Here is a 20021-nt window from a genome sequence, read left to right as displayed (position 1 = left end):
CCAAGCACAGCATTGCGGAGGTTTATTTTGGGCCAGATGATGCCGCTTCGTGGATTGCGTCTTGTGCGCTCAGATGCGCCCGCCTATAGGCGCGGCCATTCGATCACTCGAAGTTGCCGACCGGGAGAGAGGCCGAAAGGTTCTGGAGCGGCAACAGGACAGATTTGGGAGCCGAGGACTTTATGCCTAGCGCGTCTGCCGACGACACCAAGATCCTTGAAAAGGTGAAGCATTCGCTTGAGCCGGATTATGTTCCGAGCGATGACGAATCCTACATGAGTGGCAAGCAGCTGGACTATTTCAGAATGCTGTTGCTGGAGTGGAAAAAATCCATCCATGATGCTTCTTCTGCGACGCTGCAATCGTTGCAGGACGGCCCGATCCGAGAAGCGGATTTGAACGACCGCGCATCCAGCGAAACTGATTGGAGCATCGAACTGCGCACCCGTGACCGGCAGCGCAAGCTCATCTCCAAAATCGACTCCGCACTGCGCCGCATCGACGAGGGTGAATACGGATATTGTGAAGTCACTGGTGATCCGATCGGTCTCAAACGGTTGATCGCCCGGCCCGTCGCCACGATGACGGTCGAAGCGCAACAGGCGCATGAAAGACGTGAAAAAATTTCACGTGACGACTGAATTCACACAGTTTTTTCTGCACCGGATTTAAAGCTTCATTAGCCACTGAACCCCTATATCGCTGGGGCCTGAACAAGGCAGTCCAACGACGTAAACGAAAGGGGCCAGCGCGCAAAATGTCCAGCGTCGATACTCGCGATATTCACCGTGACAGCCTGTTTCTTATGGCTGAAATTCGTCCCGAAGGGGACGATACCGTTTCGCGTGTCAAGGTCCGTAATCTTTCGCCCGGTGGCATGATGGCCGAAGGTGGCGCACTTGTTTCGCGAGGGGCGAAACTGGCGATCAATCTCAGGAATATCGGCTGGATCGACGGGATCGTTGCCTGGGTTCAGGATGCGCGCTTCGGGATAGCTTTCTCGGAAGAGATCGACCCCAAGCTGGCCCGCGCGCCGGTCGAAAGCCTGAACTACGAATCCCCTCGCTTTACGCGCCCGTCTTCATTGCTTCCGCCGGAAGCAATTCTGGACAAGAGCAAGCTGCGCAAGCTCTAGGATATTTTGGGCCGGAGCAATTCCGACCTGACGATCGCCCGGCTTCCTGCTATCTCGCCTACAATGGCGCGGGCACCTCAAACGATTCTGGCAATTCTTGGCCTGCTGGGCCTCGCCAGTTGCGGTCTTGGTGCTGGCGACGATACCACCAAGATCGTCTTTATAGGTTCACCATCGGATTTGCAGGCAAACGGGTTGCGCCTCTCGCCGGCGGGACAGCACCTGCGGGCAGCGACGTCTGCAGGCCTCGTTTCCCTCAACGACGAAGGCGACGTTGTGCCTGCCCTGGCGGAACGCTGGATCGTTACAGAAGACGGCCTCAGCTATATTTTTCGGCTTCAGAACACTGACTGGCCTGATGGCACGGCGATGACCGGCGAAAGCGTGCAGGCTGCACTGCGACAGAACATTCGCGATCTGAAGGGGACCTCGCTGGGCATCGATCTGACAATTATCGATGAAATCCGCGCGATGACGGGCAGGGTGGTGGAAATCAGGCTGAAAAGCCAGATGCCGCAATTCCTGCAATTGATGGCACAGCCGGAACTCGGGCTGAGGCGCGGCGGAGCGGGCGCGGGTCCCATGGTTTCCGAGGCGACCGATGAAGGCGTCCGGTTGACGGTTATGCCACCTGATCTTCCAGAAGACACCGATATTGACGAGTGGCGCGAGCAGTTCCGCGTGGTGGATGTTTCAAGCATGAGCGCCCGGCAGGCGACCGAAGCATTCGAACAGGGAAATGCCGATGCGGTCTTCAATGGTCGGTTAGCGAGCCTGCCGATGGCCGATACCGGGCCGTTGTCGAGCGGGACAGTCCGCCTTGATGCGGTTTTCGGACTGTTCGGGCTGCAAATCACCAACGCGAATGGTTTGCTGGCGGAGCCTTCGCGCCGCGAAGCGATTGCAATGGCGATCGACCGGTCGGCGTTGCTGCAACCCTTCAATATCGGCGGCTGGACTCCTTCGACGCGGATTGCCCCTGCAAATCTTCCCGGCAGAAGTTTCGAGCCGCAGGAAAGGTGGACGCAGATGTCCATCGAGGAACGGCGTTCAGCTGCTAGAGCAAGGCTCGCGTCAGGGGACTCGCTTGAATTGACCATGGCCCTTCCTGAAGGCCCGGGTTCCGACACGCTGTTTGCCAGCCTGGCTGCAAATCTTGCGGAAGTAGGGATCACGCTTGTCCGGGTTCAGCCAAACCAGAGACCTGACCTGCGCCTGGTGGACCGGTTGGCCCGGTACTCCGATGATCGCTGGTTCCTCAACCAGTTCAATTGCGACCTGAAGCGCGGCCTGTGTTCAAAAGAGGCCGATGCGTTTGTGGGCCGGGCAATCGCCGAAACCGACACGGCCCAGCGCGCGGCATTGATGCGCAGCGCAGAACAGGCCCTGCTGGATTCCAATGTTTATATTCCGCTGGGCGCGCCCATCCGCTGGTCGCTGATCCGCGGCAATGTAGACGGCTTCTCCGAAAACCGGTGGGGCCTCCATCCCTTGTTCCCGATGGCCAGACGCCCCATCTAGGAGCCAAAGGAGTATTCATGGTCCAGCTGGAACCTTACAAACCGGAACCTTATACCTCGGAACCTGGCGAAAGCGGCCGAGCGAGGCCCATGGGGTTCGAATTGCCGACCGGCACAGATCCCGTTTCGATCCGCAAACGTATCGAAGCCATGGAGATGCTGCTGGAACGCAGCTTCAAAATTCCGGGTGTGAATTATCCTATCGGACTGGATTCACTGATCGGCCTGGTTCCGGTGCTGGGCGATATAGTGACCACCGCCATGGGCGCTTATATCGTTTGGGAGGCCCGCAATCTGGGCCTGCCGCGGTGGAAGATATGGCGCATGATGGGCAATGTCGGTTTTGACGCTGTGCTGGGTGTTGTCCCGCTGGTTGGCGACGCGGCCGATTTCCTGTTCCGGTCGAACACGCGCAATCTGCGGATCGTGAAGAAGCACCTCGACAAGCATCACCCGTCATCCCGTGTGATCGATAGCTGAGCAGGCGAAGCCGCTGCGAAGATAGTTTCAAACTATACCGGTTTGCCTCTATAGCGCCTGCATGACCAAGGGCGTTACCTATTCAAGCTATCTCGATCTGGACCGGATTTTGTCCGCCCAGCACCCTGCATCCGATGCGCATGACGAGATGCTGTTCATCATCGTTCACCAGGCGAGTGAGCTGTGGCTCAAACTTTGCCTGCATGAACTGACCGAGGCGCGAGAGCACATTGCCGCCGACACTCTGCGCCCTGCATTCAAGATGCTTGCCCGCGTCGCCCGCGCGCAGGGGCAGCTGATTTCCAGCTGGGACGTTCTGTCGACCATGACCCCGCATGACTATTCGCTGGTCAGGCCGCATCTGGGTACGAGCTCAGGATTTCAGTCGGCGCAGTACCGTCTGATGGAATTCCTGCTGGGCGGCCGCAATCCCGATATGGTCACCATGCACGAGGCAACGCCCGACATCGCGCTTCTGCTGAAAGACGAACTGCGCCGCGCGAGCCTGTATGATGAAGTTGTCCGGTTGCTTGCGCGGCGCGGGTTCGAAATTCCGCAGGATGTACTGGAACGTGACCCGCAGGCACCATGGTCTGCGTCGGATGCTGTCGAAGCAGCGTGGGCGGAGATCTACCGCCACCCGAACAAACACTGGGACCTGTACGAACTGGCCGAAAAACTGGTCGATCTCGAATATCATTTCCAGCGCTGGCGTTTTGGACATCTCAAGACTGTCGAACGGATTATCGGCTTCAAGAAAGGCACTGGCGGGACCGCCGGGGTCCCCTATCTGGAAGCGGTGCTCAAGCAGACATTCTTCCCTGAATTGCTGTCGGTGCGGACCGCGATATGAGCGCACGGATATGGGATATTTCGCAGCGTCTGCGGCCCGGATTGCCGGTCTGGCCGGGCGATACCGAATTCGCCCATGAACGGACCTGGAAGATGGCGGATGGATCGCCGGTCAATGTCTCGCGCCTGTCAATGTCTACCCATACAGGGACCCATGCCGATGCGCCGCTGCACTATGACGAGGCAGGTCTCGACAGCGCGTCTTCCACGCTAGAGCCCTATATCGGCGAATGCCTCGTGGTGGATGCGCGCGGCGTCGGTGCGGCGATCGAGGTAGGCGATTTGCCGCACTTGCATTCCGCAGACCGTATCCTGTTTCGCACTTACGAAACCTTCCCGCATGAAGCGTGGGAAACCGGCTTTACCGCTATTGCCGCAGAAACGATCAAATGGCTCGCGCTGCAGGGGGTCAGGTTGGTGGGTATCGATACGCCGTCGATAGACCCGCAGGACTCAAAGACGATGGATGCGCACAAGGCCGTGCTCGCCGCAGATATGCGCATATTGGAGGGGCTCGTCCTCGATGATGTGCCGGAGGGGCGGTATGAACTGATTGCGCTGCCGCTGCCTTTGGCGGGCGCTGACGCATCGCCGATCCGCGCGATCCTGAGGGAACTGACATGAGCCTGATAGACACAGCCCGGGCATTGGATGCCGGTGATCCGCTGGCGGAATTTCGCGGCCGGTTCGACTTGCCCGAAGGCGTGGTCTATCTCGACGGCAACTCGCTCGGCGCGCTGCCCAGGGCCACGCGAGAGCGTGTGTCGCAGGTTGTCGATGCAGAATGGGGCCGCGACCTGATCCGCAGCTGGAACAGCGCAGACTGGATCGGGATGCCGCAGCGTATCGGCGCCAAGATCGCCCCGCTCATCGGCGCTCAGCCACATGAAGTGATCGCTTGCGACAGTGTTTCGGTGAACCTGTCCAAGTTGATCGGTGCCGCGTTGCAAATGCGCCCCGGGCGAAATGTGGTGCTCAGCGAACCCGGCAATTTCCCGACTGATCTTTACATGGTGCAAGGCAGCCCGGCGGCTCAGCGTCTGGCTGCGCGGGATAAAATTGTCGATGCGCTGGATGATGATGTTGCGCTGCTGATGCTGACGCATGTGCATTACAAGACCGGCGAGATGTTCGATATGGCCGCGCTGACCAAGGCGGCGCATGATGCGGGCGCGCTGGTGCTATGGGATCTGTCGCATAGCGGCGGCGCGGTGCCGGTGGACCTAAATGCGTGCAATGCCGACTTGGCGGTTGGCTGCGGCTACAAATATCTGAACGGCGGACCCGGCGCGCCTGCCTATGCCTTTGTGCCCGAGCGGCATCACGATGCGCTGCATAATCCGATCAGCGGCTGGATGGGCCACGCTGCGCCCTTCGCTTTTTCAGATGAATACGAGCCAGCCGCCGGCGTTTCCCGCCTGCTCGCCGGCACGCCGCCGGTGCTGGCGATGGCGGCATTGGAGTGCGGGGTCGACCTGATGGCAGAAATCGGCATCGAACCGCTGGTTGCCAAATCACGCGCGCTTTCCGAATTCTTCCGTGCTGCGATGGCTGAACATTGCCCGCAGCTGGAATGCGTCAGCCCTGCGGACGCAACGATGCGCGGCAGTCAGCTATCCTACCGCCATAAGGACGCCTATGCACTGTGCCAGGCGCTGATCGCGCGCGGTGTGATCGGTGACTTCCGCGATCCCGATATTCTGAGGTTCGGTTTCGCACCGGCCTATGTCAGCTACGAGGATGCAGCGAAGGCGGTCAACGCGCTCGCGGAAATTCTGGAAAATGACGAGTGGGACGCGCCGCAGTTCAAAAAGCGCGCGGCTGTCACGTAACACTCGGGTCAGGCGATCGGCTGCGAAAAATTCAGCGCAGGATTAGGCGGCTGGTTTCTCGATCCTAAAAGTCATCCCATATTGCTTGGGAATCGATCACCCTTCCAGCTCGATATCCCAGTACAGCCAGTCCCGCCATGTCTCGTGCAGGTGGTTCGGCGGGAACCCCTTGCCGATGTGCTGCAATTGCCAGCTGGTCGGCCGGATCGGATTGACTGGTTTCATATGCGCCTGTTCGGGTGTGCGGCCGCCCTTTTTCATGTTGCAGGGGGCGCAGGCGCTGGCGATGTTTTCCCACGTGGTCTTGCCGCCCAGTCGGCGCGGAATCACGTGGTCGAACGTCAGATCCTGGCCGCTGCCGCAATATTGGCAGGTAAACTTGTCGCGCAGGAACAGGTTGAAACGGGTGAAGGCGGGAAATTCGCTCTGCTTAACATATTGGCGCAGCGCGATGACGGAGGGGATCTTCATGTCGAGATTGGGCGAATGAACCTCGCGGTCATAACTCTCGATAATGTCGACCCGGTCAAGGAACACCGCCTTGATCGCGGTTTGCCACGGCCACAAGCTCAGTGGATAATAGGACAGCGGCGTGTAGTCCGCATTGAGGACGAGCGCGGGGCACGCCGAAAGATTGCGGCCTCCATCCTCTTCAGCGCGCCTGAATTGCGCCGCAGTTTCGATCAGTTCAGCTTTGAACACGCAAATGCTCCCTCCTGATGGACACAAGAAGATCATTTGCGCCAGAAAGCGTCAAGCCTGTTACAAGGTGTCAATCCACAAGCTTGTTCGCCCGGCCGTGCGGTGTTCGTCAAAGCAGGAAGCCTGAATGATCGTTACCCGCTTTGCTCCAAGCCCCAACGGGATGCTGCATCTGGGCCACGCCTATTCCGCGATAGTCGCGCATGATCTTGCGCGGGAGGGTGGGGGCCGTTTTCTGCTGCGGATCGAGGATATCGACGGCCCGCGCAGCAAGCCCGAACTGGCGGAAGCATTCCGCCGCGATCTGCAATGGCTGGGGCTTGAATGGGAGGAAGTGCCGGCCCAGTCCACCCGCCTTGTACGGTACGAGCAAGCGGCGCGCGACGTACTGATCGGCCAGCACGGCGTGCTTTATCCCTGCACCTGCACCCGTGCGGAAATTGCCGCATCGGCGACACAGACAGGCCCGGACGGCCCGATTTACCCAGGAACCTGCAAAGGCCGCAGCATCGATCCGAACCGGCCCGATGCCGCATTCCGCATCGACATGGCAAAAGCGATGGAAATCGCGGGGCCGCTGATCTGGCGCGATGCCCTTGTAGGGGAACAAGCCGCACGGCCCGATCTGTTCGGCGATGTCGTGCTTATCCGCAAGGATGCTCCTGCAAGTTATCATCTGGCGGTCACGCTCGACGATGCGAGCGACGGAATAACGCTGGTGACGCGCGGGGCGGACCTGTTCGCGGCGACCCATATCCACCGGCTGCTTCAGGAACTGCTCAGGCTGCCGGTGCCGGTATCGCATCACCACGATTTGCTGATGGACGAGAGCGGGCAGAAATTGGCCAAGCGGCGCGATTCCGCATCGCTTAAGGATCGACGGTTGGCCGGCGAGGACGGACTCGCGCTGGCCAAAGCGCTGCGCAGCGGGAACCTTCCCGCTGGTATTTCGCTTGGTCGGTAACTAGGTAGGTGTCATGACAACATTTCTGATTATCGTTCTCGCAATTCTCTGCATTCTGGTGGTCGTGTCGCTGGTTCGTGGCATCGTGGCTTTCCTGCAAAGCACGAAAATCGATCTTGAAACTGGCGAAAGCCAAGACGCAACCGAAATGCAGCTGAGGCAAAACAAGGCCATGTTCGCCCGGATCAAGTATCAGGGGCTGGCCATTCTTGTCGTGGTGATCATCCTCGGCATCAGCCGCGCGGGTTAATTGGTCAAACTCAACAAGATATACACCCGCACGGGTGACGATGGTTCAACGGGGCTCGTAGATGGTTCGCGCGTTGCGAAGCATGCCGCGCGGATGGATGCCATCGGGGCTGTAGACGAGGCCAACAGTGCGCTGGGCCTTGCCGCCGTGTCGCTGCAAGGCGGTGCCCATGCCCCCGATGTCGAGCGAATACAGAACGACCTGTTTGATCTGGGCGCGGATATTGCCACCCCGCTGGGCGAATTCGGCGGGTCGGATTTTGAACCCTCGGAAATGGTGCTGCGGATCGTCGCGCCGCAGGTCGATTGGCTGGAGACTGCAATCGATGCGCTGAATGCCGATTTGCAGCCGTTGACCAGTTTCATTCTTCCAGGCGGATCAGAAGCTGCTGCGCGAACCCACATTGCCCGTGCATCGGTTCGCCGGGCAGAACGCGCGCTGACCGCCATGGCGGCGGAAGAACCCACAAATCCGCAGGCGCTTGCCTATATCAACCGACTGTCGGACTATCTGTTTGTTCTGGCCCGTGTGCTCAACGATAACGGCACACGCGACGTGAAATGGGTGCCCGGTGCGAGCAGAGGCGCTAAGCGCTAGTCAGACCAGCCATCAATCGCTAACAGGCCCTTTTGCTGCATGTGCGAAGGGATTTCAGATGCGTAAAGTCGCAATCATCGGTGCTGGTCAAATGGGCTCGGGCATTGCCCAGACAGTCGCCCAGAATGGCATCAATGTGATGCTCTCCGACATTGAGCTGGCAGTGGCTGAAACGGCCAAGGGCGGCATTGAGAAGGCGCTTGGCAAGCTGGTTGGCCGCGGCAAGATCGAGGTCACAGATGCCGAAGCGGCTCTGTCCCGGATTACACCGATCGCCGATAATGCAGCCATGGCCGATGCGGATTTGATCATCGAAGCGGCGACCGAGCAGGAAGCGATCAAACGTAAGATCTTCGAAGCCGCCGGCAAGGTTCTGTCGGCTGATGCGATCATGGCCAGCAACACCAGTTCGATCCCGATTACGCGGATGGCCAATTACGCGCCCGATCCCGAACGCTTCATCGGGCTGCATTTCTTCAATCCGGTGCCGGTGATGGGCCTGATCGAAGTCATCCCGGGCCTGGCCACGGCCCAGAACACCACCGACCGGATCACCGCATTTGCCGAAAGCCTGGGCAAGGAAGTCGTCCTGTCGCAAGACGAACCCGGCTTCGTCGTGAACCGCATCCTGCTTCCGATGATTAATGAAGCGATTTTCGTACTCGGTCAGAGCACGGCCAATATCGAAGACATCGACAAGGGCTGCCGCCTGGGACTCAACCACCCGATGGGTCCGCTTCAGCTTGCCGATTTTGTCGGGCTGGATACCTGTTTCGAGATTATCAAAGTCCTCTACGATACCACCGGCGACAGCAAATACCGCCCGGCGCCGCTGCTGGTAAAATATGTCGAAGCAGGCTGGCTTGGCCGCAAGACAGGCCGTGGTTTCTACGATTATTCAGGCGAGGCACCGGTGCCAACCCGCTGACGGTTCGCCGCATGCGCCGCCTTTCCCCGTTCAATGGGCGGAACACAGCGCGGTGCTCAACCGTTGGTCAGGCAAAGGAGATTTCTCAATGACTGACCGCAAGACACTTTCGCAGGAAGAACGCCAGTCCGGCCTCGCGCCGGAAACCCACAATGACGAGCAAGACGATCATCGCAACCAGGCTCAGGAAGTGGCGCAGCAAGCGCAGGCCCTGACCGAAGAAACCGAGAGTCCGACCGAAAGCGTGAAGGATGCGCGCGGGCAGACGCCGCTCGGTTCGTCGGAACAGGATACGATCGATCACATGCGCGACATGGAAAGTTCGGGCCGCATCGACATGGATGCCTACGCAAACGAGCCGAACCACGACGACAATGTCGACAAATACGGCAAGGACAAGAAATTGGACGGATTGCGCGGCGACGGCACCTGATTTCAGGTTAGCCGCGCCTTCAGGATGCAGGACTGACTACATATCGTCTGCGTTAAGCATCCACAGGGCTACGGCCAATATCACCGCCCCCGCGCTAACAATGTAGCTGAGCCAGCGCATATGTAACGCGCGCGGGGCGTCGATATCATGGGAATTCAGCCGTGACAGGGTCCGACATGCATTGCGCTGAGCCGACCATGAAACAAGTCCGCCGATCAAGATGAAAATCGTCGCAATCGATTTCGCCAGATAGGGCGGCTGCAATTCCCCAAACAGGGCACGAAACGCTAGGCCGATGCCGATTGCTGCAAATGCCGTCCGCAGCCAACCGGCATATGTCCGCTCGGTCGCTTGGACCGTGCGGTCCTCCGCCCAGTCGGTGCGCTGTTCAGCGAGATCGTTAGAAGAAGGGTCCGGCTCTGCCATCGATCATGACGATATCACCTTCCTCGGGTTCGGCAACCGTGCTGTCGTTTGCCGCGCGCCGCGGAACCTGTGCCTGAACGCGCGGAGTCGCAGCGTTATCTTCTTGAAAATTATTTTCATCGAGGCCGTCCGGCGTAGGATCGAATCCCTCTGCCATTTCAACCAGTTCGTCGTCAGCATAGAATTCAGACGGTTGGTACTCCTCGCGCGGCGGTGCAATTTCAGATTGCATGGCGACGGGAGGGGGCGGGGCGGCAGCGCGCGTTCTGTTGCTGCTATCATCTTCGTCGACGAATTGAGCGACGACACCTTCCTGGTCTTCTGTACCGACCAGATTGGCTGCGACAAAGGCTACCGCGCCTACGAAGGCGAGTGTGCCGAACTTAAATCGAGATAGATTTTGCGACATAGTGTCCCTGACATAAGGGCAAATTCTTAATGTCAGGTAGATTCCGCAGCGCGCTTGATTTCATACAGGATTTCGAGGGCTTCGCGCGGAGAGAGAGCATCTATGTCGAGTTCCGACAATTTTTCGCGCACGGGGTCGCCGGGTTCATCATCGTCGGCCTGAACGGCAGCAAATAGTGGCAAATCGCCCAGTCCGGCCGCCAGTCCACCAGTTTTTGCGCGGCCTCTCTCCAGCTTGTCGAGCACCGACTTGGCGCGCGCTACGACTTGCTTCGAAATTCCCGCCAACCTTGCGACGGCCAGTCCATAACTGCGGTCAGCGGGGCCGTTTGCCAGTTCGTGCAGCAATACCAGATCGCCCTTCCATTCGCGGGCGCGCACGTGATGCAAGGACAGTGCATCGCATCTGTCTGCAAGGCGGGACAGCTCGTGGTAATGTGTCGCGAACAGGCACCGGCATCGATTGTTTTCGTGCACCGCTTCGACCACCGCCCACGCCAGTGCCAGCCCGTCATATGTCGAGGTGCCGCGCCCTACCTCATCGAGGATTACGAAGCTGCGATCTGTCGCTTGGGAAAGGATCGCGGCGGTTTCGACCATCTCGACCATAAATGTCGAGCGGCCGCGGGCAAGATTGTCCGATGCGCCGACCCGGCTGAACAACCGATCCACCAGCCCGATCTGTGCGCTCTCTGCAGGGACATAGCCGCCAGCCTGCGCCAACAACACGATCAGGGCATTCTGGCGCAGGAATGTCGATTTACCGCCCATGTTTGGCCCGCCGATCAACCACAGCCGGTCTTCCGGCACCAATGTGCAATCATTGGCGACAAACCGGTCCCCCGCTTGCGCCAAAGCAGCTTCGACCACCGGATGCCTGCCGCCGACGATGGCCAGAACGGTGTCTTCGCTGATTTGCGGGCGGCACCAATCGCCTTCGGCTGCGCGCTCAGCCTGCCCGGCGCTCACATCGATCCGCGACAAGGCATCTGCTGTCGCTGCAATCTCTTGGCGCGCGGCCACAACCTGCGCGGCAAGCATTTCGAAGTGTTCCTCTTCAGCGGCCAGCGCGTGCCCGCCCGCTTCGCTGATCCGGCCAGCTTCTTCATGCAGCGACAGCGAGTTGAATCGCACTGCACCTTTCATCGTCTGCCGGTGGGTAAAGCCGCTGTCAGGTGCCATCAACGTGTCGGCATGGCGCGCCGGGACTTCTATGAAATAGCCGAGCACACCATTGTGCTTGATCTTCAGCGAAGCGATGCCGGTATCGTCGCGATAGCGCGCTTCAAGAGCCGCGATTGCCCGGCGCGCATTGCCCGAAACCTGGCGCAATTCGTCCAGCGATGCGTCATAACCTTCGGCGATAAATCCGCCGTTTTGCCGTTCGGTAGGCGGGGCTGCGACCAGTGCGCGCTGCATCAGGTCGACCAGCGCGCCATGCCCGCCCATCAGCGGCAGCAAGCTTTCGAGCAGCACCGGGCGGTCTGGCTTGTGCGACAGGAAATCACGAACCCTGCGGGCTTCTGCCAGCCCGTCACGAATTTGGCCCAGGTCCCGCGGACTGCCGCGGCCCGCCACCACACGTCCAAGCGCGCGGCCGATATCTGGCAGCGAGCGGAGGACATCGCGCAAATCAGCGCGGAGCAGCGGGTCCTGGTGCAAGTAGTGAACCAGTGCGAGCCGGCCCGAAATTGCGGCCATGTCGCACAGGGGCGCGGACAGGTCGTCAGCCAGTTGGCGGGCGCCGGCTCCGGTAACGCAGCGGTCGATGGCGGCGATCAGGCTGCCCTGGCGGCCCCCTTGCTGCGAAGTCAGTATCTCAAGGCTCGCCCGTGTCGCCTCGTCCATGGAGAGCTGGCTTTCGCCTGCACGCACACGGGGCGGCAGCAGCAGTGGCAGATCGCCGCGGCCGACATGTTCAAGATAGCTGATCAGTCCGCCTGCGGCAGCCAGCATTGCCCGGTCGAAATCGCCGAAGCCATCCAGCGTCTTGACCTCGTGCAGGGTCTTCAGCCGCCTTTCGCCGTCGTCACTGCCGAAATCTGATTTTGGCCGGCTGATCGTATCTTCTAGCCTTCCGGCCCAGTCATCGGGGGTGATGATTTCGCTGGCACCGACGCGGGCGAGGGCAGCGTGCAGATTGCCGGGATCGCAGCTTTCCAGCACCATCCGCCCGGTGGAGATATCGCAACTGGCAATTCCGATGGACCCGCGCACCTCGCACACAGCCGCAAGCATATTTGCGCGGCGCGGTTCCAGCAGGGCTTCCTCGGTCAGGGTGCCAGCCGTGACGAAGCGGACGATGTCGCGCTTCACCAGCGCCTTCGATGAGGGAGTGCCTTCCCGTTTTGCGCGCTGTTTCGCCTGTTCCGGTGTTTCCACCTGATCAGCGATGGCGACCCGGCATCCGGCCTTGATCAGGCGGGCCAGATAGCCTTCGGCGGCGTGGACCGGCACCCCGCACATCGGGACCGGATCCCCGCTATCCTTGCCTCGTGCGGTCAGCGCGATGTCGAGGATCGATGCCGCCTGTTTTGCATCGTCGAAGAACAATTCGAAGAAATCCCCCATGCGGTAGAACAACAGGCATCCTTCGGCCTGCTGCTTCAGCGCATGGTACTGTTCCATCATAGGGGTGGTTTTGCCCGACATCGCCACGGACTACTCGGGCCGCCTGCGATTCGGGAAGGGCATGCTCTGGCCCTATCCACCATACACTTGAGGGCTGTCGTCTTTCCCCTATCGCATCGCTTTGCCGTGGGCTAAGCGGCAGCGGCAAGACCCAGGGGCAAGCAACAGAGGTATCCGAACGTGGCAGAAGACAAGACCAACAGTTTCACCGCTCGTGAGGCACTTTTCTACCATGAAACGATCCGTCCCGGGAAAATCGAGATCATCGCCTCCAAGCCGATGGCAACGCAGCGCGACCTCTCGCTCGCTTATTCCCCCGGCGTGGCTGTGCCGGTTGAAGAGATTGCGAAAGATCCCGCAAACGCCGCCAAATATACTGCGCGTTCCAATCTGGTCGCGGTGATTTCAAACGGCACTGCAATTCTGGGCCTCGGCAATCTGGGCGCGCTCGCTTCAAAACCGGTGATGGAAGGCAAGGCCGTTCTCTTCAAACGTTTCGCCGATGTTGATTCCATCGATATCGAACTCGACACCGAAGACCCGGAAAAGTTCATCGAGGCCGTGGCCCTGATGGAACCGACTTTCGGCGGGATCAATCTGGAAGACATCGCCGCGCCTGAATGTTTCATCATCGAGCAGGCACTGCGCGAGCGGATGAATATCCCGGTCATGCATGATGACCAGCACGGCACCGCGATCATCGCCGCTGCCGGTCTGATCAATGCCTGTCACCTGACCGGACGTGATTTTGCCGATGTGAAGATGGTTGTGAACGGCGCCGGTGCCTCTGCGCTGGCCTGTACCGCGCTGATCAAGGCGATCGGCGTGCCGCACGAAAACGTGATCGTGTGCGACCGCACCGGGCCGATTTATCCGGGCCGCGAAAATGTCGATCAATGGAAAAGCGCGCACGCTGTACCGACAGAAGCGCGCAGCCTTGAAGAGGCGCTGGAAGGCGCGGATATCTTCCTTGGCCTGTCCGCTGCAGGGGCGCTCAAGCCTGAATGGGTGAAAAAGATGGCTGACCAGCCGATCATTTTCGCGATGGCAAATCCGACGCCTGAAATCATGCCTGACGAAGCGAAGAAGGTGCGCCCGGATGCCGTAATCGCCACCGGCCGGTCGGACTTCCCCAACCAGGTCAACAATGTGCTCGGCTTCCCGTTCATCTTCCGCGGTGCGCTGGATGTTCAGGCAACCGCAATCAATGAAGAAATGAAGGTCGCGGCGGCTCACGCAATCGCCGATCTCGCTCGCCAACGGGTGCCGGAAGAAGTCGCTGCCGCTTACGGCAGAAATCACAAATTCGGCACTGATTACATCATTCCCGCCCCGTTCGACCCGCGCCTGATGGAAGTCGTTTCGTCCGCAGTGGCGAAGGCGGCAATGGATTCGGGCGTGGCCAAGGCTCCGATCGCCGATTTTGAAGCCTATGCCCTGTCGCTGAAAGCGCGCCTGAACCCGACGACTTCGGTCCTCACAAACACTTATGAGATTGCGAAAGCCAATCCGAAGCGTGTGGTCTTCGCAGAGGCGGAAGAAGACGTTGTGCTGCGCGCCGCGATCCAGTTCCGCGATTTCGGTTATGGCACGCCGGTCCTGGTTGGCCGGACGAAAGCCGTGGCCGACAAGATGCATATGCTGGGGGTCGACAATCCGGGTGATTTCGAAATCCAGAACTCGGCTGATTGCGAATACGTGCCGGCGATGGTGGATTTCCTCTACAAGCGCCTGCAGCGCCGCGGTTACACCCAGCGCGACGTGCAGCGGATGGTGAACCAGGAACGCAATGTGTTCGCCGCGCTGCTGGTTGCTCTCGGCCACGGCGACGCGATGATTTCGGGTCTGACCCGCACGTTTGCCCAGACCGCCCGCGAAGTGAATTTGGTACTGGATGCGAAAGAGGGCGCGCTGCCCTTCGGCATACACATGATGATCGGCAAGAACCACACGACTTTCCTTGCCGATACCACGATCAACGAACGCCCGAGTTCGAAAGAATTGGCGCATATCGCCCGTGAAACTGCCGCCGTCGCCCGCCGCATGGGCCATGAACCGCGCGTTGCATTCCTGTCCTATTCCACATTCGGCAATCCGAGCGGGAAATGGCTGGAAAATATCCGCGAGGCTGTTTCGATCCTCGATCAGGAAGATCCCGGCTTTGAATATGAAGGCGAAATGGCGCCCGATGCCGCGCTCAACCCCAAGGTCATGGCGCAGTACCCGTTCAGCCGGCTGTCCGGCCCGGCCAACGTTCTGATCATGCCGGGGCTGCAATCGGCCAACCTTTCGGCAAAGATCCTGCGCGAACTGGGCGGCGATGACACAATCGGCCCGATGCTGATCGGGATGGAAAAACCGGTCCAGATCGCGCCGATGACTGCCATCGCGCCCGACGTCCTGACACTGGCCGTGCTGGCCGCAGCCGGGGTCGTCGGCTAAGTTTCCAGCAGCATATACAGGCCGATCGTGCTGGAGGCGCTGAGCACGCTGCCGACCAGCACGAGCATGAAATTGGTGGGCAGGTATTTTGCGGCCATGGCTCCGAACGGGGCCGCAGCCACACCGCCCACCAGCAGGCCAATGGTCGGGGCGAGCAATGCCTCACCCCCCAACTGGTCGAGAAAAGTTCCGGCGATAACGACCGCAATGAAAAACTCCGCGCTGTTGACGGTGCCGACTACTTTTCTCGGCTCGGTCCCCTGAAGCATGAGGCTGGAACTGACCACCGGGCCCCAGCCGCCCCCTCCAATCGCGTCCAGCAAGCCACCAAGAAAGCCAAGCGGTCCGACATGGCGGGCGGTGCCTTTCTCGTAAGTGTCGCGCATACCGCGCAGCAGAAGGATAACGCCGAGCAGAGCAAGATAGCCGAGCGCGAGTGGTTTGATCACAGCCGCGTCGACATTGCTAAGCCCATAGGCACCGATCGCCCCGCCGATCACGCCCGGCAGCAGCAGTCGCAGGAACATCCGTTTGTCGACATTGCCGCTGAGAAAATGGCTGATCCCGGATGCAGCTGCAGTGAAGCATTTGATGATATGCACGCGGTATGAAGCCTGGGCAGGCGGCATCCCCACGACGCCGATCAGCAAGGTGTTGGCGATTGCGCCGAATGCCATGCCCAATGCGCCATCGACCACCTGAGCCGCGAAGCCGATGGCGATGAATTGCCATAGATCGGCGAGGCGAATTCCAAATATCGTCTGATCAAATGCAGCGGCAACATCCATCGCCCTGCGGTATGGCGCGTAAAAACAGCTTGGTATCAGGAATTATACGCTGGCACCGGCAGTCGCTGCGGCCATTTGAGCCGCGCGGCGCTTGGCCGGTTAGTCTTTGCGGCGATAGCGGAAATACCAGACCTCGTGGCCAAACACCTCGCGGGCCTTCTTTTCGTACCGCGTCTCGCACCAGCCGCTAGGGCGGTCTTGCCAATCGGCAGGCCCTTCTGCGAGCCAGTCGAAACTGTCGGTATGCCGCTGCATCACCATCAAGGCGTGACGCAGATAGATGTCGTGATCCGTACCGAAGCGGAACTCTCCGCCGGGTTTCAACTTGTCGGCAAACATCTGCACCGGCCCGTCATTCATCATGCGCCGCTTCGCATGGCGCGCTTTCGGCCACGGGTCGGGATGGAGGAGATAGATGAAGCTCAGGCTTGCGTCGGGAATTCGGGATAGCACCTCCAGCGCATCACCATGATGCAGCCGGATGTTTGCCAATCGCTGCTCCTTGGCGTGAGCCAGCGCGCCTGCGACACCATTCAGGAACGGCTCTGCACCGATAAGGCCGTGGTCAGGCAGCATATTGGCGCGGTCGGCCAGATGTTCTCCGGAACCGAATCCGATCTCGAAATGTAGTGGCCGTTCGCTGCCAAACAGGCGCTCGGCTGTGACCGGGCCTTCTGTTGGCACGGAGATTTGCGGCAGGAAATCGTCCACCAGGCCTTGCTGGTAGGCGCGCAGGGGCTTGCCAATCGATCGGCCATATAGCCGGTTGAGGGTGGTCGGATCGCCTTCTTTGTGTGCAGTCATGCCGGGCGCATTAGCGGCATCAACCCCAAGCGGTCCAGATGCCATATGCGCTTGCTGCGCCGCCGATTGCGCCGGGTATCAGCGGGCGGAAGAACAGCGGCTTGTCGATATTTCCGCTTATCAGGTGGCTGATCCGCCAGGCGGCCGTCGTGAAGCATTACACCACGTGCATCCGCTGGGACGCGGCAGCAGGGGGCACGACCAACAGACCGACCAGCAATGTATTGGTAGTCAGCGTGAGCCCCATGTCCATCGCCCCGTCCACCATCTGGGCTGCAAAACCGATCGGATTGAAGGGGACGAGCGCCGAGAAATCGGAAGCGGCGAAATCCGTGACCCGGCTTTTCCATCACCGGTTTGCGAGATGAATTCGTACCGGACAAACGTGAACACCCGGGATGCTGCCATCCCGGGTGCCACTCGCTATCTTGAAGACTGAAAGATCAGGCCGCTTCAGCGGCACTTTCCGGATCGCGCAGCACGTAACCGCGGCCCCAGACTGTCTCGATGTAGTTTTCACCGCCGCACGCATGGCTGAGTTTCTTGCGCAGCTTGCAGATGAACACGTCGATGATCTTGAGTTCCGGTTCGTCCATCCCGCCATACAGGTGGTTGAGGAACATTTCCTTGGTCAGCGTAGTGCCTTTGCGGAGCGAAAGCAGCTCCAGCATGGCGTATTCTTTACCGGTCAGGTGAACACGTGCGCCATCGACTTCCACTGTCTTGGCGTCGAGGTTTACTGCCAGCTTGCCAGTGCGGATGATCGACTGGCTGTGGCCTTTCGAACGGCGCACAACTGCGTGGATACGGGCAACCAGCTCTTCGCGGTGGAACGGCTTGGTGACGTAATCGTCAGCGCCGAAGCCAAAGCTGCGAATCTTGCTGTCCATTTCGGCAATACCCGAAAGGATGAGCACAGGAGTTTGCACCTTGGCGACACGCAGTTTCTTGAGCACGTCATAGCCGTGCATGTCAGGAAGGTTGAGATCGAGCAGGATGATATCGTAATCATACAGCTTGCCCAGATCGAGCCCTTCCTCGCCCAAATCGGTCGAGTAGACATTGAAGCCCTCGGTCGTGAGCATGAGCTCGATTGCCTTGGCTGTTGTCGGCTCGTCTTCGATCAGCAGTACACGCATGGGTTGGTCCCCCTTTGCCCCAAATTCATCTGGTAACACTCCGCTAAGAGGTGTTGCCGCGGATTAACCACAAAACTTCTGAACAAAAAAGGTTAATAACCGGTAAACCCAGCTGACTCCGCGAGTCGCGCGGTATTTGAGTCACAGTTAATTTGCCGCCGGGTCAGGGATTTTCATCCTTACAGTCTGCTTTGGCCGGCTGCGATCATATCAAATGCCCGCCAGTTTTTTGGCTCGTCTTCTCTGTACGCTGCTGCCGATTCCCATTGCCTCGCGATATTTTGCGACTGTCCGCCGGGCGAGATCGAAGCCCTCCGCTTTGAGCAGGTCGACAAGTTTGTCGTCTGACAGGATTTTCTTCGGGTCCTCGGCATCGGTCAGCGCCTTTATCCGCGATTTGACCGCTTCCGAAGACGCGCCACCCTCACCATCGGCACCGCCGCCGACTCCGCTGGTGAAAAAGTATTTGAGTTCGAACGTCCCGCGGTCGCAGTGCAGGTACTTGTTCGACGTCACCCGGCTTACCGTGCTTTCATGCATGTCAATTTCGTCCGCGACCTCGCGCAGCGTCAGGGGCCTTAGTTCCGACACGCCCTTGCGGAAGAAGCCTGCCTGCTTCTTCACGATTTCCGCAGCCGTTTTCAGAATCGTCTTCTGTCGCTGGTCCAGCGCCTTGATCAGCCAGTTCGCATCGGCGAGCTTTTCATTGAGCCAGCCCTGCGATTCCTTGTCGGAGCAGCTTTCGCGCAGTTCGACGAAGTAACTCCGGTTCACGATCAGCTTGGGAAGAGTTTCCTCGTTCAGCTTGATGTTCCAGCCATCCGCGCTGCCCGGGGTGATCAGGATATCCGGAACGACTGCCATTTCGGCTTCGCTGCCATAGGCAAGGCCCGGCTTGGGATCGTATTCGCGCAGTTCCCCCAACATGTCGGCGAAATCTTCATCATCGACATCGCACATCCGTTTCAGGCGGGCGAAATCTCCCTTGGCGACCAGGTCGAGATTGTCGATCAACCGCGCCATACAGGGGTCGTAACGGTCCGCCTCTTTCGCTTGCAGGGTCAGACATTCACTCAGGCTTCGTGCGCCCACACCTGTAGGTTCCAGCGATTGAACCACGAACAATGCGCGCTCTGCCTCTGCAGTACCGATGTCGAGATCCAGGGCGATCCGGCGAATGTCTTCGGGCAGATAACCTGCCTCGTCGAGCAGACCTATTATGTAGCGTGCGGTGAATTCTTCTCTGGCATCGCCTGCGGCCGCGCCTACCTGTTCGCCCAGGTGATCCGCCAGCGAAAGGGTTGCGGAACTGCGCTCTTCTATGCCGGGCAAGTCATCGGCACCCTGACCGGAACCCGAACCGGCGGCGCCCCATTCACCGTCGCCCCGTTCGCCGTCGCCAGTGTCGCGGTCGACGTCGATCGCTGACTTGTCGATGTCCAACGCCCCGTCACCTGATGCGGGCGCATCGGCGGCCGGTTCGGGTACGGCTTCGATGCTTTCGGTTTCTGGGGTCTCGCTGCGCAATTCGCCCGCTTCCAGCAGCGGGTTGGCCTCCAGAGCGTCGCCGATAAAAGTCTCGATTTCGAGATTGGACAGCGCCAGCAGTTTGATCGCCTGCTGCAATTGCGGCGTCATTACCAGCGATTGAGACTGTCTTAAGTCGAGGCGAGGGCCCAGGGCCATGGTT

General features: G+C 59.6%; 22 protein-coding genes. 14 read left to right on the top strand and 8 right to left on the bottom strand.

Translation table 11 applies throughout. The features are described from left to right. Window positions 1–182 precede the first annotated feature (182 nt). The 7 genes from dksA (at window position 183) to kynU (ending at window position 5819) form a co-directional block, all read left to right on the top strand. Window positions 183–641, top strand: a complete 459-nt coding sequence (gene dksA / locus PO778_RS10265) for an RNA polymerase-binding protein DksA (protein ID WP_160731726.1) — start codon at window positions 183–185, stop codon at window positions 639–641. Window positions 642–757: 116 nt separating this feature from the next. Continuing rightward, on the top strand, window positions 758–1135 hold the full coding sequence (locus PO778_RS10260; RefSeq protein WP_160731311.1) for a PilZ domain-containing protein: 378 nt from the start codon (window positions 758–760) through the stop codon (window positions 1133–1135). A 63-nt stretch (window positions 1136–1198) separates the two neighbouring features. Beyond that, window positions 1199–2656 carry an ABC transporter substrate-binding protein gene (locus tag PO778_RS10255; protein ID WP_271439562.1) on the top strand — a complete coding sequence of 486 codons (1458 nt, stop codon included), beginning with the start codon at window positions 1199–1201 and terminating at the stop codon, window positions 2654–2656. 89 nt (window positions 2657–2745) lie between these two features. Next, entirely contained in the window at window positions 2746–3135 is a 390-nt protein-coding gene (locus PO778_RS10250) for a DUF4112 domain-containing protein (RefSeq protein WP_160731727.1), read from the top strand. A gap of 61 nt (window positions 3136–3196) precedes the next feature. Then, a complete protein-coding gene (locus PO778_RS10245; RefSeq protein WP_271439561.1) occupies window positions 3197–3988 on the top strand; it encodes a tryptophan 2,3-dioxygenase in 792 nt (263 codons plus the stop codon). Further along, the gene (gene kynB / locus PO778_RS10240) at window positions 3985–4611 is read left to right on the top strand and encodes an arylformamidase (RefSeq protein ID WP_271439560.1); all 627 of its coding nucleotides are present in this window, start codon (window positions 3985–3987) and stop codon (window positions 4609–4611) included. The genes PO778_RS10245 and kynB overlap by 4 nt, the downstream gene beginning before the upstream one ends. Next, window positions 4608–5819, top strand: a complete 1212-nt coding sequence (gene kynU / locus PO778_RS10235) for a kynureninase (RefSeq protein ID WP_438944394.1) — start codon at window positions 4608–4610, stop codon at window positions 5817–5819. The genes kynB and kynU overlap by 4 nt, the downstream gene beginning before the upstream one ends. Before the next feature lie 96 nt (window positions 5820–5915). Here the strand turns inward: kynU and PO778_RS10230 are convergent, their stop codons facing one another. Continuing rightward, a complete protein-coding gene (locus PO778_RS10230; protein ID WP_235903797.1) occupies window positions 5916–6506 on the bottom strand; it encodes an HNH endonuclease in 591 nt (196 codons plus the stop codon). Window positions 6507–6648: 142 nt separating this feature from the next. On the opposite strand from PO778_RS10230, the gene gluQRS reads away from it, so the two are divergent. From gluQRS to PO778_RS10205, 5 genes are all read left to right on the top strand, one after another. Continuing rightward, window positions 6649–7485, top strand: a complete 837-nt coding sequence (gene gluQRS / locus PO778_RS10225; RefSeq protein WP_271439559.1) for a tRNA glutamyl-Q(34) synthetase GluQRS — start codon at window positions 6649–6651, stop codon at window positions 7483–7485. 13 nt (window positions 7486–7498) lie between these two features. Continuing rightward, window positions 7499–7735 carry an HIG1 domain-containing protein gene (locus PO778_RS10220; protein WP_160731318.1) on the top strand — a complete coding sequence of 79 codons (237 nt, stop codon included), beginning with the start codon at window positions 7499–7501 and terminating at the stop codon, window positions 7733–7735. Continuing rightward, window positions 7736–8332, top strand: a complete 597-nt coding sequence (locus PO778_RS10215; protein ID WP_160731319.1) for a cob(I)yrinic acid a,c-diamide adenosyltransferase — start codon at window positions 7736–7738, stop codon at window positions 8330–8332. Between the two features lie 58 nt (window positions 8333–8390). Next, entirely contained in the window at window positions 8391–9260 is an 870-nt protein-coding gene (locus PO778_RS10210) for a 3-hydroxyacyl-CoA dehydrogenase NAD-binding domain-containing protein (RefSeq protein ID WP_271439558.1), read from the top strand. Window positions 9261–9348: 88 nt separating this feature from the next. After that, window positions 9349–9693: a hypothetical protein gene (locus PO778_RS10205; protein WP_160731321.1), complete on the top strand. Its 345-nt coding sequence runs from the start codon at window positions 9349–9351 to the stop codon at window positions 9691–9693. A 36-nt stretch (window positions 9694–9729) separates the two neighbouring features. On the opposite strand, the gene PO778_RS10200 is transcribed toward PO778_RS10205, so the two are convergent. From PO778_RS10200 to mutS, 3 genes are read right to left on the bottom strand one after another with little or no spacing between them, the layout of a single operon-like run. Further along, on the bottom strand, window positions 9730–10119 hold the full coding sequence (locus PO778_RS10200; protein WP_271439557.1) for a YidH family protein: 390 nt from the start codon (window positions 10117–10119) through the stop codon (window positions 9730–9732). Then, complete coding sequence (locus PO778_RS10195) at window positions 10094–10528, bottom strand: hypothetical protein (protein ID WP_271439556.1); 435 nt, start codon at window positions 10526–10528, stop codon at window positions 10094–10096. The genes PO778_RS10200 and PO778_RS10195 overlap by 26 nt, the downstream gene beginning before the upstream one ends. A gap of 32 nt (window positions 10529–10560) precedes the next feature. Beyond that, complete coding sequence (mutS, locus tag PO778_RS10190; RefSeq protein WP_271439555.1) at window positions 10561–13179, bottom strand: DNA mismatch repair protein MutS; 2619 nt, start codon at window positions 13177–13179, stop codon at window positions 10561–10563. A gap of 159 nt (window positions 13180–13338) precedes the next feature. Between mutS and PO778_RS10185 the strand changes: the two genes are divergently transcribed. Further along, complete coding sequence (locus PO778_RS10185; RefSeq protein ID WP_160731325.1) at window positions 13339–15600, top strand: NADP-dependent malic enzyme; 2262 nt, start codon at window positions 13339–13341, stop codon at window positions 15598–15600. On the opposite strand, the gene PO778_RS10180 is transcribed toward PO778_RS10185, so the two are convergent. Then, entirely contained in the window at window positions 15597–16388 is a 792-nt protein-coding gene (locus tag PO778_RS10180; protein ID WP_271439554.1) for a sulfite exporter TauE/SafE family protein, read from the bottom strand. The two genes, PO778_RS10185 and PO778_RS10180, sit on opposite strands and share 4 nt — an antisense overlap. 99 nt (window positions 16389–16487) lie before the next feature. Next, window positions 16488–17192, bottom strand: a complete 705-nt coding sequence (gene trmB / locus PO778_RS10175) for a tRNA (guanine(46)-N(7))-methyltransferase TrmB (RefSeq protein WP_271439553.1) — start codon at window positions 17190–17192, stop codon at window positions 16488–16490. A gap of 38 nt (window positions 17193–17230) precedes the next feature. On the opposite strand from trmB, the gene PO778_RS10170 reads away from it, so the two are divergent. Further along, window positions 17231–17560, top strand: coding sequence for a hypothetical protein (locus PO778_RS10170; RefSeq protein ID WP_271439552.1), 330 nt, complete (start codon window positions 17231–17233; stop codon window positions 17558–17560). 75 nt (window positions 17561–17635) lie between these two features. Here PO778_RS10170 and ctrA read toward each other — a convergent pair whose 3' ends face one another. Together ctrA and rpoN are read right to left on the bottom strand one after the other, a co-directional pair. Next, window positions 17636–18331 carry a response regulator transcription factor CtrA gene (gene ctrA, locus PO778_RS10165; protein WP_160731329.1) on the bottom strand — a complete coding sequence of 232 codons (696 nt, stop codon included), beginning with the start codon at window positions 18329–18331 and terminating at the stop codon, window positions 17636–17638. Window positions 18332–18541: 210 nt separating this feature from the next. After that, window positions 18542–20017 (bottom strand): RNA polymerase factor sigma-54, encoded by a 1476-nt coding sequence (rpoN, locus tag PO778_RS10160; RefSeq protein ID WP_271439551.1) that lies wholly within the window; start codon window positions 20015–20017, stop codon window positions 18542–18544. Between the last annotated feature and the right edge of the window lie 4 nt (window positions 20018–20021).

This window comes from Pontixanthobacter luteolus, from assembly GCF_947494915.1.
In the GTDB taxonomy this organism is placed as follows: Bacteria; Pseudomonadota; Alphaproteobacteria; order Sphingomonadales; family Sphingomonadaceae; genus Pontixanthobacter; species Pontixanthobacter luteolus.
This window is presented reverse-complemented; position numbering and strand designations above follow the sequence as displayed.